Source organism: Cupriavidus sp. H18C2 (assembly GCF_049393795.1).
Classification (GTDB): Bacteria; Pseudomonadota; Gammaproteobacteria; order Burkholderiales; family Burkholderiaceae; genus Cupriavidus; species Cupriavidus pauculus_C.
Genome location: NZ_CP186010.1, coordinates 3,366,336 through 3,382,636, shown reverse-complemented (window position 1 = coordinate 3,382,636; position 16,301 = coordinate 3,366,336). Strand labels below are relative to the sequence as shown.

Sequence of the window (16,301 nt, the reverse complement as noted above, 5' to 3'; positions counted from 1 at the left end):
ATGTCAGAACTTGGCGCATTGCTTAACACCGCCGCCACTCAAGGTAATCCAATTGATGCACTGAGAACCTTTTTGGCTCGGGAAGACGCTATGGAGACGGCTCGTCAAATCGATCAGATGCGCTTCGTGGGGTACGTTCTGGAACTCGGGTTCGACGCAGCAAAGATCATCACCAGCGACCCATACAAGTTGGCTGTTGGCGGCATCCCCCGTGGATCGTTCTTGATTATGACGCCGGTGAACGCCGGTAACACACCGCCGCATTTCACATTGCTTCGTGTCACCGGCGTATCCCCTACTCCGCTGTCGAGCCAGGTCCAGCAAACCTATTTCGAACTACACAAGAAGTCAATGCCCGAGCTCGACGTTTGGACCCAGAGCGAGTTGCAATGGGGGGCGCTCGACTGCGATGTGCTTGGAATGTTCTACGCAAATCCGCAGGACATGCGCCGCCTTGAGTTTTCGGGTGACGTGAACAACGTGGTGAGTGCACACCGCTACAAGGTCTTCGCGCCAGACGACGCACTGCTGAAGCTGATCGTCAATGGAATGGTCAAGCAGGACAGTCGCGTTGAGATTGGCGCGTTACGTACGATGGAATGTGGGCTGTTCAGTGATGGTGGTATCACCAACATTCCAGTCCAAGTCTCGATGAAGGACTTTAAGGGGTGCCGCACGGCCATGTTCGGCAAAACTCGATTGGGCAAGTCGAATGTTGTCAAGCTGTTGGCCCAGGGAATGTTGGACGCGACCGCACAAGACCACTCGGTGGGCCAACTTATTTTTGACATCAACGGCGAGTATGCAAATGATAATCCCCAGGATGGCAATCGCTCGTTGCGTTCCGCCAATGAAGCTCGTTGTCAGGTCTATGCATTGACGGAAAGGCCCGGCACGCCATCGCGACCGCTGCGAATGAACTTTTACGAGCAGCCTGCTTCTTGTCTTGAGGTTCTGGGTCAGATGCTTGCTCAAGATAACAAGATGTCCAACTACATCCGAAGTTTCGCGGGTGTAACGCTTCCAGACTTGGCCGACATCGCAGGCATGACGACGTCTGACAAAGCGCGCGCTGTTCGAAAAATTCAGATGTACTGGGCGATTTTGAACAAAGCAGGTTTTACAGCTGACACTGCACGCCTTCGGAGTTTGAACTTGCATGCAACGAAGGACATTCAACATTTCGACTGTCACTTCAAGCAGTCACTCAGGGAAGCAGCATACGCTGCTGTGCGACAAAACCAGGCGGTCCCGCCGAATCCCGCGAACTTGGACCAATTGCAGGCCGAGTTGGAGGTAATCGCGGAATTCCGGCGCGAATGCCCTAACGATCCGAGCCTTCAAAGCAGCGATGGCCGCCCGGGCTTCGATGCCGATGCAACGGCCCTTCTCGAGTTCTTGAACCCTGCTACGGGCTCAGGCCCCACGGTGATTCGCCCGTATCGTGAATATCATGCTGCGAATGCGGGCAATTTCCAAGAGGAGATCCTGAGCCTTCTCGATCAAGGCCGGACGGTGATCCTCGACCTCGGAAATGCCACGGACTCCATTCGAAGATATTTTTCGAACATGCTCTCCACTTCGGTTTTTCGTGCTCAAGAAAGAAAATTCGTAGCCAACGCACTGGGAAATCAGTACGTGCAGTTGTATTTCGAGGAAGCGCACAATTTGTTTCCGCCAGACAGCAAAGATCTGACCGGCGTATATGCTCGGTTCGCCAAGGAAGGGGCGAAGTTCCACATAGGGATGGTTTATTCGACGCAATCGCCGTCGACGATCAACAAGGAGCTACTTGCCCAAACTGAGAATTTTTTTGTGGGGCACCTCTCCAGCCAGGATGAGACAAAGGCCCTATCGCGAGTTCAAATCGCTTTTTCAGGCGTGGAAGAGGATATCTTGAGAGCAAAGACACCAGGGTACATGCGCATGCTCACCATGTCGCACAGGTTTGTCGTGCCCACGCAGGCCTCAAAGTTTGAGGCTCGCCAAGCGCTGTCGAACGGAGTCCTCTGAATGCCATACGGTCAAGGCACGCGTCTGCCGGGGGAGTCCGCATCCAAACTAGGGCATTTGGCGGTGACCCAGAGCGATTGGGTAAAGAGCCTTGTCGACGATTTTGAGAGTACGAAATCTCGTGACGGCGACCCATCGAATACAGTCTGGCAAACGTTTGATCCAGTTGGGATAGAGCAATTGAGAGGCATTTGGGCTGTCGATGGCTCATTCGTTTCCGTAAGCTCGGGTCAAAAGCCGCCCAAGGAAGTGGCGTTCGTCAAGACGGCGCTGCTAATGCTAGACAAGGCCAAACTCGATGCCATCGACAAGGATCTGCCACACCCCCTTCTGCTGCGAGATGCACTCAAGGACAGTGGCGTTCAGCACGCTACTGTCTTTCCTTTGAAGAACGTGCGCACTGGCCTTGGCAGCAACTATGACGCTGTGCGCCACATTGTCCGCGATTCCATGCGAGTGGACCAGGGCGGAGCGTTTTATGACACCCTTCGTTGGCTCGCATACCGCGAGTGGGACAAGTCGTCGGCAACACGCTCGCCTGGCTTTCAGTGCCCCCATTGCGGACAAGAGATTGCAGACGGTCTTGCCCACGGAACAGACGCGCAACCGTGCCCGCACTGCAAAGGTGAAGTCTTTCTTTCAGACGTGTGCGGTTTCCATCTGGACATGGACGAGGACAGTGCTCCCGAGTCATTGGCATCCTCATACATGCTGGTCATGGAGCATCTAATGCTCTTCACCGCTGTGCGGCTGATGTGGCATCACACAGATCGTACTCTGGTTACTGACACGCTGTTCATAAAAGATGGGCCGTTGACGCTGAGAAGCCAGTACTCGAAGCTTGTGCCGAGTATCCGTGCCTTTCTCCAGTTCGCTAAAGGACAACAGCGGCCCGTGCATATCGTCGGCCAAGAGAAGAGTGGCGCGTTCTTCGATCATCTCGACTCTATCGCGCGATTTGCTGCGCCACATTCAAGGGGTGAACCGATGACTTACGCCCCGCTGACCCATGCGTTCGTGCGACGAGAAGTCTATCGTTCTCCGGATTTGTCTAACCCATATGGATTGCGGACTAACTGGGGCGAAAAGCTGTATGTGAAGATCGATCCAGGCGCATACATGGTGTTGAATGTACCCACAGGGAACTACATCGACGAAGCTGATCGGCCACTTGAGGAAGATCTTATCGGGTTGCCGCGGATATTGGCCACGCTGCCTTCGCTGATTAGCCACAAGTTCGAGGGGGCATTGTTTCCCGTAGAGCTAGCGAACGGGATCGCTTCAATGTCTAGTTATCCATCAGCAACCATCCTCCAGCGATTTCTTGACGGTCAACAGCGCTGAACTTTGCAGAGTTCTGACGCCGTTCTGTCTGGTCCAATTGTCGAATCAAGCTGCACCTGGTATGAAGAAACAAGCGCTCAACATCGCGGTCTATGTCGATATGGAGAACGTTGCATCCATCGACTTTGCGCTCGAGGATCTGATGAGCGCGCTACTTCTCGCGGAGGATGACCACAATTGCATCTTCGTGATCAAGGCGGCTTACGGTAGTCAAGGTAATGCTAAGAAAACCCTCAAAGAACAGTTGATTAACCACAACTTTACGTTGATCGATACGCCCAAGATAGGCGTTGAAAAGAACCGCGCGGATCTCTGCATTAGCCTTGATGCATTCGAAACTCTCTACCTTGGCAACCCGAGAATCGATCGTTACTGCTTTCTCACCAGCGACTCCGACTTTACCGTCATCGGTGATCGGCTACGAAAATATGGGAGGGAGGTTTGGCTAGCATGCCGCCGCAAGGACAAGGACAGGGCCATTCTTGCCAAAGCCTTCGACACCCTGTTGTTCCTGGAGGACTTCGCACAGGCCAAGATTCGGACGTTCGATGACGCGATTGAGAATCTCTTTGTCAAAGCTCTGCGCAATATCGAGCGCGGAAAATTGCCGGTGAACGTCTCTACCGCCAATAACAAGATGAAAGAGCTCGACCCAAGCTTCGATGTCTCCCGGACCATCTATAAGAACTTCATGCCCTTAGTGAAGGAGATGGCGATTCGTGGGCACCTTCGGTTTACCACGTCGCCGGGTGGGGAGAATCGGATTACCGACATCTTGTCCTAGGGCGCTCGATAGTTCTCCACGACGGTGCGGAAAGAGGCGGCGTTAGATTCTGACGTCGCTGCTTCCTGTCGATCGGCAGTGGATCGTAAGCGCTCAATTGACGACGTCTGGTATTGAAGGCTGAACGTTGGCAGGCTAGCGTCCGCAAAGACTTTGCGGACGCAAACATGATCCAAGACGAGATTGACCTATTTCCGCTGCAGGCGGTGCGAGTCCGCTCCAATGGGAAGCGCGACTACGAGCCAGCGGCCAAGCGGCGTCTGATTGAGTTCTGTCTTCAATCGGGAGCATCGGTCTCGGGCACGGCGCTCAAGGCCGGTATCAACGCTAACCAGTTGCGCAAATGGATTCGGGACTACCGAGATTCAGTGCAGGCGCGAGGTGCGTTGCCGGCATTCGTGCCGGTTGTCCAGGAGGTTCAGGATTCGCGGCCAATCGAGACACTTGCAAAGGTTGCGGTGCCGCGTCACGAAGCGGCATCAGCGACTGGCGATCCGCCACCGCGGCAAGCGCAACCGCTGGCGCTCTTGAGCGCAAAGCTGCCCAACGGTGTATCACTTGAGCTCGAATGCAGCGAGCGAGACGTTGGGCTCGTAAAGGCAATGATCGAAGCACTGAGTGGAGACCGTTGATGTTTCGGCTCGACGCTGAGCTGCGGGTGTATCTGCATCGCGACGCAGTGGACTTCCGTAAGAACATCAACGGCCTGGCACTGCTGGTCGAGCAGACGCTCGGGCTGGATCCGTTTGCATCGGCTGTATTTGTGTTCCGTAACCAGCGGGCCGATCGCATCAAGATTCTCGGGTGGGATCGCAACGGCTTCTGGCTATTGTTGAAGCGATTGGAGGCGGACCGGTTTGCCTGGCCACGCGAGGCGGCTGTGGCTACGCTGACGGTCGAACAGTTGCACTGGCTGCTCGAGGGAATCGACATCGAGGCGATGCGCCGGCACCCGCACCGAGAATACCATCGCGCTGCGTGAACGCTGTTTGGCGGCAGCGGTCTAACCCGCCATGCCATCCACGCCCGTCACCGTTACCGCCGCCGAGCTGCAACTGTTGCGAGACGCCGAGCGCGAGCTCAAGGCAATACTCGCGGAACGCGAGGCAATCAAGGGCGAACTGCGTGTGATGACGGTCCAGCGAGACCTGCTCTTGGAACAGCTCAAGGCGTTTCAGCGTAAGCTGTTCGCCGCAAAGAGCGAGGCGCGAGGCTCGGAGCAGAAGGACTTGTTCCTCAATGAGGCCGAGGCCTTGGCGACGGCGGCCGCGCAGCCGGCGCAGGAAGAAGAAGGTACGCCCGAGACCGAAGTGGCCGGACACAAACGCAAGAAGCGCGGCCGCAAGCCGCTCGACCCGGCGCTGCCCCGTGTCGAGGTTCGTCACGAACTACCCGAATCGGAACGCGTCTGCCCCCTCGATGGCCAGGCTCTGGTCGAGATTGGCGTCGAGGTCAGCGAACAGCTCGACATCGTGCCGCAGCAGGTCCGCGTGATCCAGCACCAGCGGGTCAAGTACGCCTGCCCATGCTGCGACGGCGGCATCAAGACGACGCCGGCACCGGCGCGCATTATTCCCAAGGGACTCCTTACCGAATCGGCGCTGGCCTGGTGCATCACCTCGAAGTATCAGGATGGCCTGCCGCTGTACCGCCAGGCAGCGCTGCTGCATCGCTTCGGCGGGGACCTCTCTCGCGGCACCCTGGCCGCAAGCATAGTGCGAGTAGGCCAGGCGGTGCAGCCAATCATCAACCTGCTGCGTGACCATCTGCTGGAAGCAGACGTCGTGTACGGTGACGAGACAACGGTACAGGTGCTCAAGGAGCCCGGCAGGCCTGCCCAGAGAAAGAGCTTCCTATGGGCGCAGATGAATGGCACAGGGCCGCCGGTACGGTTGTTTGCCTATAGCCCGACACGCGAGACAAAGCAGGCTACGGCTCTCTATGCCGGCATCAAGCCTGGGGCGGTGTTGATGACCGACGGCTATGCACCATACGACGACGTCGCAAACACCTATCAGTTGGTGCATCTCGGATGCTGGGCACACGCGCGCCGCTACCTGGTCGAGGCGGAGCAAGCCTTGCCCAAGGACAAACGCCCCGACCACCCGGTCACCGGATTCCTGCAGCGCATCGGCAAGCTGTTTGCCATCGAAAGCCACACGCTCAAGATGAAGCCGGAACAACGGCAGCAGGTTCGCGCCGAACAAAGCCAGCCGCTGCTGGCCGAGATCGAAACGATGCTGCTGCAACATCTGCATACCGTGCTGCCGCAAAGCCTGTTCGGCAAGGCGCTGCACTACCTGCATGGGCAGTGGCCAAAGCTCGTGCGCTACATCGAGAACGGAACCTGGCCGATCTCGAACAATCCCTGCGAGAACGCGATTAGGCCATTCGTGATCGGACGGAGAAACTTCCTCTTCTGCGACACCGTGGCCGGTGCCAACGCTAGCGCAAGTCTTTACTCGCTGGTGGAAACCTGCAAGGCCAACGACGTCGATCCGTATCAGTATCTCGTTGCCTTGTTCAAGGCGTTGCCACACGCACAGACCGCCGACGACTACGAGGCTCTGCTGCCCTGGAGGCTCAAGCCCTCAACCGTCTAGCGGATACCGCCGGCGGCCGCAAGGGGCGCCCTTAAAAGACCGCTTACAGTGGATCGCGCTCGGCGCGGCAACAGATCCATATCTATCGACGTTCATAACGCCTGCGTACGACGCCTCTCGCACAACGGGCCGCCTAGACCTTCACTCTTAGTCGGGTTCGCTTGGCAGACCTAACCAGGCCCAGTCTCCCATCAAAAGAATCAATGTTTGCAGACGTGCGGCAAATAGCCGTCCATTGATGTTCAGGTGTAAAGGCTGGCGTATGAGCGGGGCGCTCAACGATTCTTCTCGGATGTTGAATCGGCGGAATAGATTTTCCGGTCACGGAGTAACGATGACGCCGACGGGTCTCAAAGCCAACCGGCGCTTCTAAGTCAATAGCGCCATGATCGCGGCCATAGCGCAGGCAGCGATCGAGCTCGTAGCGATCCAGTCTCGTTGCCGCCTCGAGCTCAATGACTGTGGCCTTCCCTAGCGCTGTTAAAGCCCGGAGAACTTGCACCGTGTTGTTATAGGTGTTGAGCGGCGTGCTCAAGCGTCGCTGCGTGCCAAACGGAACGGCGTACTGAAAATCGTTCGAGGTAATGGTCTGAACCCATTTTGCGAGCGATGCTAGGCTGGGACCGACTCCGTATCGACCTTCCGCGCTACGAGGTGACCAACCTAACAGAGCTCGGCGCATGTCAACTGGGCAATCTACCGTGCGAAGGCGATCCACAAATGTGTGGCGAAACCAGTGCGGGCCCCCGACAAAGTTTCTGGCCAAGAGCCAGGACTTGAAAGCGCTCGAGCAGCTACGCATGTGTCCGTTCTTCTCAACATATCGGGGAAACGCAAAAATCTGACCGGGTGCGGCAGTTTCCACAATTCTCTTGGCAGCCCACAATGCGATGCCGGCGAGAGGAATTTTCCTCTTAGAGGCCCGTGTTTTAACGCGACGCCACGGTTTCTCCTCGACCACAAAGTGCGGTGGGTCATGATCTACGCGAAAGTCCGCGAGCGCGGCACCGCATACTTCCGCAGTACGAGCCCCAGTGTCCATCATGATGGCAAGCATCCAACGAATATCGTCGTCCTTGGCATAGCACAAGCGCATCAGTTCAATCAGTTGTTGCGGGGGCACGGGTTCGTACCGCTTCGCGTCGTGGCCAACCCGTGGCACGGGCGCGCGATAGAACGGATTACGGATTGGCAAGTCATGATCGCGGATGTATCGCTCGGTAGCAGCGCATAGCACACTGACTTCCCTGTGTACGGTTCCCGTCTTCAACCCTCTGTCCAGCGCTGCATTGATGTAGGTACGCACATCCTTCGGCATTATTTCAGTGATGCAGCGAGACTTGCCGAAGCACCGCTGAGCGTGACCTAAGACACGAATCAGCGTGCCGGTATTCACTACGCTGGTTTCGCTCTTCGTCTTCGCGTAGTATGAAAATGCAGACTCGAGTGGGTAACGTTGACGTGCTTCGACAACCTGTTGCCGGCGTACAGCTCGCGACTTAAGTATTGAAAACCCATCGAATCTATTTCGTGTCTTGGTTGTCATGGCGCGACAGCTGCTGAATTCTATGGGACGATCTCCGCCCTGTAACTTTCAGGCCCTCGAAGAGGAATTCAAGTTGGGGAGTTGGAGCGGCTTGTACACGGGATGGCCAAGGAAGCGACAACAGGAGCTTGCGATGGTCATAGTGTGGGGCGCCCGCCATTCGTCGCTGCCGCGGCCTCACAGCGTATGGACCAGAGGGAAGCGCGACGCCTGTGAGTCGGTAGGCGGGACTACGGGCTCGGTTGGCGCCTTCTTCGAGCGCGATGCATCCATGCCGTTTCGCGTAACGCAAACCGCGAACGATGTCGGGCCGTTCGATCCGCCCCGCGCGGACCATTTCCATCAAGCTGGGATACGGTAGGGCACCGACTAGCTTCATGACCGCAATTCCACACTCATAGAGCGATAATTTTCGCTCTACACCAGTAGTTAGATTTACATCACTGACGATCTGGTGACTACCGGTGATGGGAAGCATCCAACGATGCAGAGTCTGGATATTGAAGCCGATGCCATACTCTTCCTCCATGCCGACTAGGCGCCAGCCAACGATACTCGCACGGACATCCTCGGGGCAGCCCGCCATTCTCAATCGGTCGACGAAGGTTCTTCGTATGGCTGTGGGATTCGCACCGAAGTCACGGAGGGAAAGCCAGCTACCCAGCGTTCCTTTGGCGCTGTGTTGGAGTTTTCCACTTCTTACGTAGCGCGGAAATGCTACTTTTTGATCACGGAGGGAATTGCAGCGAATCCTCTCAGCGGCCCAAAGCGCTGCGCCTATCAATGGTACCTTTCGCGCGCTCGCCGGCGTCTTTAGTGTGCGCCACGGACGATCCACTATCTCGAGGTATGGCGGGTGGCTCTCCGTATGAATGTCGTCAAGCGCTAAACCCGCGATCTCGCTAACCCGTGCACCTGAATCGATGAGCATTGCCAACATCCAGCGGATGTCATCGTCCTTGCTCATGCACGCCGCTCTAAGTGAGGCCAACTGTTCGGGTGTCAATGTGGGTCGCTCGGCGACGTCAGGCCAAATCTCACTTGCCCTAAACGAAGAGAATGGATTGTGGCGCGGAAGTGCGTATTCCTTTATGAATGCGCGCACTCCGGCGTGTAGGAGATATAAATAGTGTTGTATGCCGCCGCGTGTAAGGCCTTGACTTGCGAGGTACTGCGCAAAGCGAACCACGTCATCTCGACTAACGCGGGTAAAACACCGATCTCCCAGCACGGTCACCGCTCGCGCAAATGCAAGCCGAATCCCCTTGCGCGCCTTCTCTGATTGGAACCGCTCTCGCGCTTCCAGATAGAGCTCTAGTACTGCTGTCAGCTTGTATGGCCTGTCAGGAATATCCCTCCAGTGCCGGATGTACTCGGTATCCCAGAGGCCGGAGCTCTGGGCTCTCAAACGGGCGAAAATGGGACGCATCGGCAGCGATCCATACTTTGTTGAACGTGCGATCGGTCGATCGGTTAAGGTGCGATGAAACGTTGTACTGCCGCCAGGGGTAATCTGCACATGCTAGACCCGCCCGCATAAATAGCTCTTCTCGGCGCCTGGGTAGCTTAAGGGGCGCTCGAGCGAAGCATTGTGCGGTAACTCACATCCGCGATTAACACGTGCTGCCTAGGGAATAGATTTCGACACAACTCGATGGCGCGTTCTCGCTTGCCCGGTGGTCGGAGCAGCCGCGCGTGGGTGCTTTGGATCGTTCCCCACGCGGTTGAGGCATTTGTCGCGTTGGGCCTCGTACGCCCGATCTTGGGCCGACAACTGCCTCAAATGAGCATGCAGGGGGCGGCCGAGTCGAAAGTCGACTACGATCCAGACTCGACAGTATCTTCACGTGGTTGGCATCCCTCTTGGTGTTGATGGCGCAGATCTTCGATGCCAGGGGCAATTCGGAGGTTAGGTTCGCTCGCCGGGCGCCCTCCAGTCAAGCAGCGTGTGCAAGGGATGCCGATTTTCCAATAGCTCTCTTGCCAGGGTAATGCGTGCCAGCAGTCGATTCCGTTCGTCCGCATCGAGCCGCTCAGCCGCTTGCTTTGCGGCGACGAAGGTAAGCGCCCGGTGAACCCGTCTTGAAGGGAAGCAGGAGAGCAAGGAGCATCGTGTCCATCTAAATTCTTGGTGGAGACGTGAACACTATCGAAGAGAGCGCACCAGCGCGACGCCGACGTCGGCACAGCGCCGAGTTCAAGGCTAAAGCCGTTCAGGACTGCCTGCATCGGGGTGTTTCGATTGCGGCGGTAGCGCTGCACCATCGCGTGAACGCGAATCTGCTGCGACGCTGGGTCGCTGAACACCAAGTGTTGGATAGCGCGGGCGAAGCCCGCGCATTGATGACAGTACCCCAAGCCGAGTTCATCCCGTTGCAGATCGGCGATCCCACGCCGACGCCTGCGATACCGGATATACAGATCGAAGTGCGACGCGGTGCTGCGACGATCAGTATTCGTTGGCCAGGATCGGCCGCAGCAGAGTGTGGCGAATGGCTTCAGGGGTGGTTGCGTTGATCCGCATCGAGGCAATCTGGCTAGCTACCGAGCCGCTGGACATGCGAGCGGGAACAGATACGGTCTTGGCTCGGGTGGTGAAGGTATTCGGAGCCGCCCGACCGCATCATGCTTATCTCTTCACGAACAAGCGCGCGACGCGTATCAAGGTGCTGATGTACGACGGCATTGGTATCTGGTTAGCGGCGCGGCGACTCAATAAGGGCCGCTTCGTCTGGACCGACGGTATGACGGCCATCGCGACGCCGCTGTTGTGCGTGAGCACGAGATTCGATGGATGCGCGAGCACGGTAATTGATGGTCGGCTGCGGCACCGTCCATCACCAATGTTGCGTGCCGTCGGGCAACGCTGATGGACGTGGCGATCTATCGCGGTGGACCGGATGCGGAGCAGCGGCACTGATGTAACAAGGGGCCCGGCGGGCCCCTTGTTACTGGATCAGAAGTCGTTATCTGCGAGATCGCCAAGGCCATCAGGATGCTCCTGCCGATCTTCGGCCAGCCACTGGGCCAAGGCCAATTGATAGTGAGCATGCAGACGGTCGCGCAGATCGTCGAGCAATTCGATCACAGCCCAGGCCTGCGCGGGCGTCCAGTTGGCATCAATGAGCAGGGGCAGCCCCTGGGCGATGCCGGATGGCTGGTGGAAGGTCATGGTGATGTCGTCGTTGTGTTGATGGACGTGGCGGCGATGGCCAACGGCGCCACTCACCGCCTGGCGCGGCGGTTCAGGGTTGCGCTGTAGGTTTCCAGATAGAGCTTCTCGTCGATCTGCGGTAGCTCCCGCTGCGCGGCCTGGGCCAGAAGCTCGCCCGCCAGGTTCATCAGGATGCGGTAATTGCCGGCGGCGTGCTCACACAGGGTCTGGCGCAATGGCATGGTCATCAGGGTGGCGTTGCCGGCGGCGGCCAGCAAGTGGTCCAGGCAGGCCTGCAGCTCGTCGATGCTCGCACTCTCCAGCGCCAGACGGCAGCGGATGCGGCTGCCCAGCGGGATCAGGTCCTCGCGGCTGAACTTCTCCGGCAGGCGAGCGTCGCCGGCAAGCACCACGCACAGCAGCAATTGCGAGTCGAAGCGTGCCTGTGCGAGCAGGCGCAGTTCCGAGAGGGCTGGCACCGCCATCTCCTGGGCTTCATCGATGAGCAGCACGCAGCGGCGGCGGCTGGCCTCCATGTGGGTGAGCCAGCGCTCGCGCAGCGCCTTGAAGCCGCCCCAGCGATTGTGGGGCTTGAGCGGTACGGTAAAGATGTCGCTGAGCTCGCGATAGAAGTCCGCCAGATTGCTCTGTGGGTGAGCGATCGAGCCGACCATCAGATCGGGGACGCGCATGAGGCGCTGATGGAGCAGGCGCAGCGTGACGCTCTTGCCGCAACCGGGGTCGCCATGCACCATGGCGAAGCCGCCTTCGCGGGCCATACCGTTCTCAATGCGCCAGCAGAAGTGATCGAGCTTGGGTGGCACGAACACGGCCTCGACGGGGATGTCCTGGGCGAAGGGGTTGAACTTCAGACCGTACAAGGCCAGCAGGTTGGGTTGATTCATAGCTTGGTGGGTGCGGGTGGGAGATAGGCCGGCGGCAGGCCGGTGGCGGCGTGTTCGGCGAGCAACTGACGCAGCAGCGGCGCAGTGCCAGCCTGCGCGGGTTCCTCGTTAGCAGGCGAGGCACCCTTGGCCGTGAGATGCGCGCGCCGTGCGTCGGCATTGGCAGACTTGTCCAGCGGGAACACGGCGGCCAGGATCGCGCCGATGCGCGCATCGATCAGGTCGACTTGGGAGAGATCCCAGCGCGCGTAGCTCAGGCAGACTTGCTCGAGGTGGCGGTAAGCGCCGGGGATCTCGAAGCGCACGCCGTCCAACGTGAAGGTGCCGTCGGTTCTGCGCTGGCGGCGATGCTGGCGGATACGGAAGGCCCGGCGCAAGGCCAGCGCCTCGGGACTGGGGCGCGAGACGTCGGCACAGGACAGGTAGCGCTGCAGAGGCGTCGCCTCGAGTTCGGCGTGTTCCTTGTGGTGGTATTCCTGCTCGACCCAGGCCTGCGTGGCGAGGTTCAATTGCTCCAGGGTGAGGTGCGACTCACCTTCGAGCATGGCCATCAGCCGGGACTCGAGCTGTCCCCAGAAGCGTTCCTGCTTGGCATTCTGGTATGGGCTGTAGGGCAAGGTAGTCTGGTGCAGGATGCCCAGACTGGCCAGCCCCTCGACGAACTCGTCGGCCATCATGGCTGCGCCGTTATCGGTCATGATGGCCCGCGGCAGCCCTCGCTTCATGATCGCCTGCGAGACGCCGTGCACCAGCGAGGCAGTGGTCTCGTCGAGGAACCACTGCAGGTGGCAGACCAGCCGCGAATGGTCGTCCATAATGCAGAGCAGCAGCGGCTTGTGCCACTGCCCATCGGGGGTGAGCACCTTGCGCGAACCATGGTGGAAGTCCAGGTGCCAGAGCGCGGCCACGTGGTCGACCTCGTAGCTACGCACCTCGCGTGCCTCGCGGCGAGCCGCAGCAGCGATGGCCCCATCCGTGCTCGAGCGCGGGGTTGGCTTGCGCACCAGACCCTGCGCCTTCAGATACCGGCACACCGTGGTGTAGGACGGCAGCGTGTCCGGGCCATCCTTGGTCGCGACGCGCAGGTTGTCGTAATGCAACTGCATGGTCCAGCCGGGGTGCTGACGGTACTGCTCGACCAGCGCTTCGATGATGGCTGGGCTCAGACTGACGAAGTGGCCGCAATCGTCGCGCAGTCGGTTCTTGAGTTGATCGACCGGATCCTGGACGTGACGGGCCCGGTAATACCAGCGTTCGATGGAAGACGCGCCGAACTGAACGTCGGCGCCGGTGATGGGGTGCCGCCAGACCTTGGCGGCCAGTGCCTGGAACGCTTGCTGCAATTCTCCTTTGGCAGGCGGCGAAGCCAGCAAAGGGCCAATGACCGAGAAGCGCAAGCGCGCCCATCGGTTGCGATGATCAATCGATAGTGACATGACTCTCCGTTGGGGGGATAACGGGAGCAGGCTACGGGCAGTGCGGGTGACCCGCCATCGACATGTTCTGCGGGAGATTCCCCTATCTGGCGCATCCCTCAGCCAGCGTGGTCAGGCCGGGCCCAGCAGCAGAAGCAACACCGCGGCCAGACGCTCGTCTTCGCTGTCGTGCTCGACCGATTGCAGCAGGCAGTCGGGATAGATGAACGGCTCGGGCGTTGGCGGGATGAGGCCACGCAGCCACCGACCGACGGGGGTCTTGGGGAAGGTCTCGGTCCACCACTGACGCCAGCGCTTGAGCGTGGCCCAACTGATCGCCGGCAGGCCGTCCAGGCAGGCGCCAGTGGCACGGCTCGATCGCAGTACCAGGACAATGGCCAGCCAGACACGCCGGCCGAGAAAGCGCACCGAATCGGGCGTCATGCGTTTGCGGCATCCGGCACAGCACAGGCTCAGGCGCGTATTGCAGTCCGGGTGTGCTGCCGGTGGGCATCCGCGCGGCTTACGCGGATAGTTGGCACTGTGCAGCACAGAGCCGCAATGGCAGCAGCCCCTGTCTCGCGCCACCTTCATCAAGTCTTCGTCGATCCGGCGCAACAGGGCAAAAAACGCTGGCGTTTGTAGCAAGGCATGGCACACTGCTGAGGTCTCCTTCATTGCTCGACACAATAAAGGCGACATCTTCCCTCAGGCGCGTGCATGCACGCTCCCTGAGGGAACCCCTCCAGCGTCCATCACCGTTCTTGCTCAAATCCCCACGCTTTCGGCATCACGAAAGCTGCTTATGCACACTGTGCCGAGAGCAACTGGATGCGCTGGTGCTGGGCCTGCCTTGGCAACGCCTGGGCCGCGATGAGGCGATCACCGTGCTTTAGTCGTGGCTTGGCACAAGGGCCGAGCGTCCATTGGGGGCTGTGCCAATAGTTGGAGTGACGGGGAACTGGCAAGATTCGGAACATGAATCCCGCCGAGAACCTGGACGATCTGAGCCCACAGCAACTGCGCGAGCTGGCTGCGACGCTGCGGGCACAGATCCAGGAGCAGGACGCCGTCATTGCGCGTCACGCGCAAGAGCTGCGCTACCGGCAAACCAAGATCGATCAGCTCACTCACGAGCTAGCCATCCACAAGCGCTGGAAGTTCGGCAAACGCAGCGAGCAACTGACATCTGCCCAGGCAAGCTTGCTGGAGGAAGCCCTCGATGCAGACCTTGAGGCAATCGAAGCCGAGCTCGAAGCACTGACTCCTTCATCCAGGTCGGAGCCCAAGGACAAGCCGAAGCGCCAAGCACTTCCACCCCAATTGCCTCGCACTGAGATTCGTCACGAGCCGGAGTCCGAGACTTGCACATGCGGCTGCGCGCTCAAGCGCATTGGCGAAGACGTCAGCGAGAAGCTGGACTACACCCCTGGCGTGTTCACGGTCGAACTTCATATCCGGGGCAAGTGGGTATGCGGTCAATGTGAGACTCTCACCCAGGCACCCGTTCCTCCGCACGTCATCGACAAGGGCATCCCCACCGCCGGCCTGCTGGCGCATACGCTGGTGTCCAAGTTCGGCGACCATCTCCCTCTGTACCGGCAAGAACGCATCTACGCACGCGCCGGCCTGGCGATCCCGCAATCGACGCTGGGCGCGTGGGTCGGCATCTGCGGCGTGCGTCTGCAACCGCTGGTGGATGCACTGCAGGCGGAGGTATTGACCCAGAGCGTACTGCATGCCGACGAGACACCAGTGCAGATGCTCTCGCCAGGCGACGGCAAGACGCATCGCGCCTACCTGTGGGCCTACGCACCGAGCCAACTCTCGTCGTTACGTGCGGTGATCTATCAGTTTGCCCCCAGCCGCAGCGGCGAACATGCCCGCGCATTCCTGCGGGGCTGGCTGGGCAAGCTGGTATGTGACGACTTCTCGGGCTACAAGGCCAGCTTCGGCGGCGGCATCGTCGAGATTGGGTGCATGGCTCACGCGCGTCGTAAGTACTTTGAGTTGCACGACAAGCACAAGAGCGAATTGGCTGGCCAGGCGCTGCGCTTCATTGCTGGGCTCTACGAGATCGAGCGAGAGGTGCGGGACGCCGAGCCAGAACTACGCCTGGAAGCGCGACAGCAGCGGGCCAGACCAATCCTGGATGCGCTGCATCTCTGGCTTAGTGAACAAAGGCGGAGGGTGCCCGACGGCTCGGCCATCGCGCGTGCCATCGACTACAGCCTCAAACGCTGGGCGGCGCTCGTGCGCTACGTTGAGGATCCAGCCGTGCCCATCGATAACAATCATATCGAAGGGCAAATACGGCCTATCGCTCTTGGAAGATCGAACTGGCTGTTCGCGGGCTCACTGCGCGCTGGCCAGCGCGCAGCCGCAGTCATGAGTCTGATCCAGTCGGCGAAGCTCAATGGGCATGATCCGTACGCCTACCTGAAAGACGTGCTTACGCGACTGCCGACTCAGAAGACCGCCGACATCGCGGAGCTCCTGCCACATCGCTGGACTGCTTCCGTCCTTCCTGCGTAGCC

The 16,301-nt window shown here is 59.2% G+C and carries 15 protein-coding genes; 9 read left to right on the top strand and 6 right to left on the bottom strand.

Annotated elements, in window-relative coordinates:
• From EPAKOI_RS15395 to tnpC (EPAKOI_RS15370), 6 genes are all read left to right on the top strand, one after another.
• On the top strand, positions 1 to 2,013 hold the full coding sequence (locus tag EPAKOI_RS15395) for an ATP-binding protein (RefSeq protein WP_423192548.1): 2,013 nt from the start codon (positions 1 to 3) through the stop codon (positions 2,011 to 2,013).
• Positions 2,014 to 3,357 carry a hypothetical protein gene (locus EPAKOI_RS15390; protein WP_423192547.1) on the top strand — a complete coding sequence of 448 codons (1,344 nt, stop codon included), beginning with the start codon at positions 2,014 to 2,016 and terminating at the stop codon, positions 3,355 to 3,357. It abuts the gene before it with no gap.
• Positions 3,338 to 4,141, top strand: coding sequence for an NYN domain-containing protein (locus tag EPAKOI_RS15385; protein ID WP_423192546.1), 804 nt, complete (start codon positions 3,338 to 3,340; stop codon positions 4,139 to 4,141). Before EPAKOI_RS15390 ends, EPAKOI_RS15385 begins: the two co-directional genes overlap by 20 nt.
• A 167-nt stretch (positions 4,142 to 4,308) precedes the next feature.
• On the top strand, positions 4,309 to 4,773 hold the full coding sequence (gene tnpA / locus EPAKOI_RS15380; protein WP_008652244.1) for an IS66-like element accessory protein TnpA: 465 nt from the start codon (positions 4,309 to 4,311) through the stop codon (positions 4,771 to 4,773).
• Positions 4,773 to 5,123 (top strand): IS66 family insertion sequence element accessory protein TnpB, encoded by a 351-nt coding sequence (gene tnpB / locus EPAKOI_RS15375; RefSeq protein WP_008652247.1) that lies wholly within the window; start codon positions 4,773 to 4,775, stop codon positions 5,121 to 5,123. The genes tnpA (EPAKOI_RS15380) and tnpB (EPAKOI_RS15375) overlap by 1 nt, the downstream gene beginning before the upstream one ends.
• A 31-nt stretch (positions 5,124 to 5,154) precedes the next feature.
• Positions 5,155 to 6,744 (top strand): IS66 family transposase, encoded by a 1,590-nt coding sequence (gene tnpC, locus EPAKOI_RS15370; RefSeq protein WP_008652249.1) that lies wholly within the window; start codon positions 5,155 to 5,157, stop codon positions 6,742 to 6,744.
• A gap of 133 nt (positions 6,745 to 6,877) precedes the next feature.
• Here tnpC (EPAKOI_RS15370) and EPAKOI_RS15365 read toward each other — a convergent pair whose 3' ends face one another.
• Both EPAKOI_RS15365 and EPAKOI_RS15360 read right to left on the bottom strand, forming a co-directional pair.
• Complete coding sequence (locus tag EPAKOI_RS15365) at positions 6,878 to 8,290, bottom strand: tyrosine-type recombinase/integrase (protein WP_423192545.1); 1,413 nt, start codon at positions 8,288 to 8,290, stop codon at positions 6,878 to 6,880.
• Positions 8,268 to 9,257, bottom strand: coding sequence for a hypothetical protein (locus tag EPAKOI_RS15360; RefSeq protein WP_423192544.1), 990 nt, complete (start codon positions 9,255 to 9,257; stop codon positions 8,268 to 8,270). Before EPAKOI_RS15360 ends, EPAKOI_RS15365 begins: the two co-directional genes overlap by 23 nt.
• Positions 9,258 to 10,429: 1,172 nt before the next feature.
• Between EPAKOI_RS15360 and tnpA (EPAKOI_RS15355) the strand changes: the two genes are divergently transcribed.
• On the top strand, positions 10,430 to 10,807 hold the full coding sequence (gene tnpA, locus EPAKOI_RS15355; RefSeq protein ID WP_038319240.1) for an IS66-like element accessory protein TnpA: 378 nt from the start codon (positions 10,430 to 10,432) through the stop codon (positions 10,805 to 10,807).
• A complete protein-coding gene (gene tnpB, locus EPAKOI_RS15350; protein ID WP_423192543.1) occupies positions 10,804 to 11,160 on the top strand; it encodes an IS66 family insertion sequence element accessory protein TnpB in 357 nt (118 codons plus the stop codon). Before tnpA (EPAKOI_RS15355) ends, tnpB (EPAKOI_RS15350) begins: the two co-directional genes overlap by 4 nt.
• A gap of 86 nt (positions 11,161 to 11,246) precedes the next feature.
• Here tnpB (EPAKOI_RS15350) and EPAKOI_RS15345 read toward each other — a convergent pair whose 3' ends face one another.
• The 4 genes from EPAKOI_RS15345 to EPAKOI_RS15330 form a co-directional block, all read right to left on the bottom strand.
• The gene (locus EPAKOI_RS15345) at positions 11,247 to 11,462 is read right to left on the bottom strand and encodes a hypothetical protein (RefSeq protein ID WP_011229369.1); all 216 of its coding nucleotides are present in this window, start codon (positions 11,460 to 11,462) and stop codon (positions 11,247 to 11,249) included.
• A 53-nt stretch (positions 11,463 to 11,515) separates the two neighbouring features.
• Entirely contained in the window at positions 11,516 to 12,349 is an 834-nt protein-coding gene (locus tag EPAKOI_RS15340; protein WP_008651548.1) for an ExeA family protein, read from the bottom strand.
• Positions 12,346 to 13,785, bottom strand: a complete 1,440-nt coding sequence (locus EPAKOI_RS15335; RefSeq protein ID WP_008651549.1) for an IS481 family transposase — start codon at positions 13,783 to 13,785, stop codon at positions 12,346 to 12,348. The genes EPAKOI_RS15340 and EPAKOI_RS15335 overlap by 4 nt, the downstream gene beginning before the upstream one ends.
• A gap of 111 nt (positions 13,786 to 13,896) precedes the next feature.
• Positions 13,897 to 14,442, bottom strand: coding sequence for a transposase (locus tag EPAKOI_RS15330; RefSeq protein ID WP_124682078.1), 546 nt, complete (start codon positions 14,440 to 14,442; stop codon positions 13,897 to 13,899).
• Positions 14,443 to 14,742: 300 nt separating this feature from the next.
• On the opposite strand from EPAKOI_RS15330, the gene tnpC (EPAKOI_RS15325) reads away from it, so the two are divergent.
• Positions 14,743 to 16,299 (top strand): IS66 family transposase, encoded by a 1,557-nt coding sequence (tnpC, locus tag EPAKOI_RS15325; protein ID WP_133428611.1) that lies wholly within the window; start codon positions 14,743 to 14,745, stop codon positions 16,297 to 16,299.
• Positions 16,300 to 16,301: the final 2 nt, after the last annotated feature.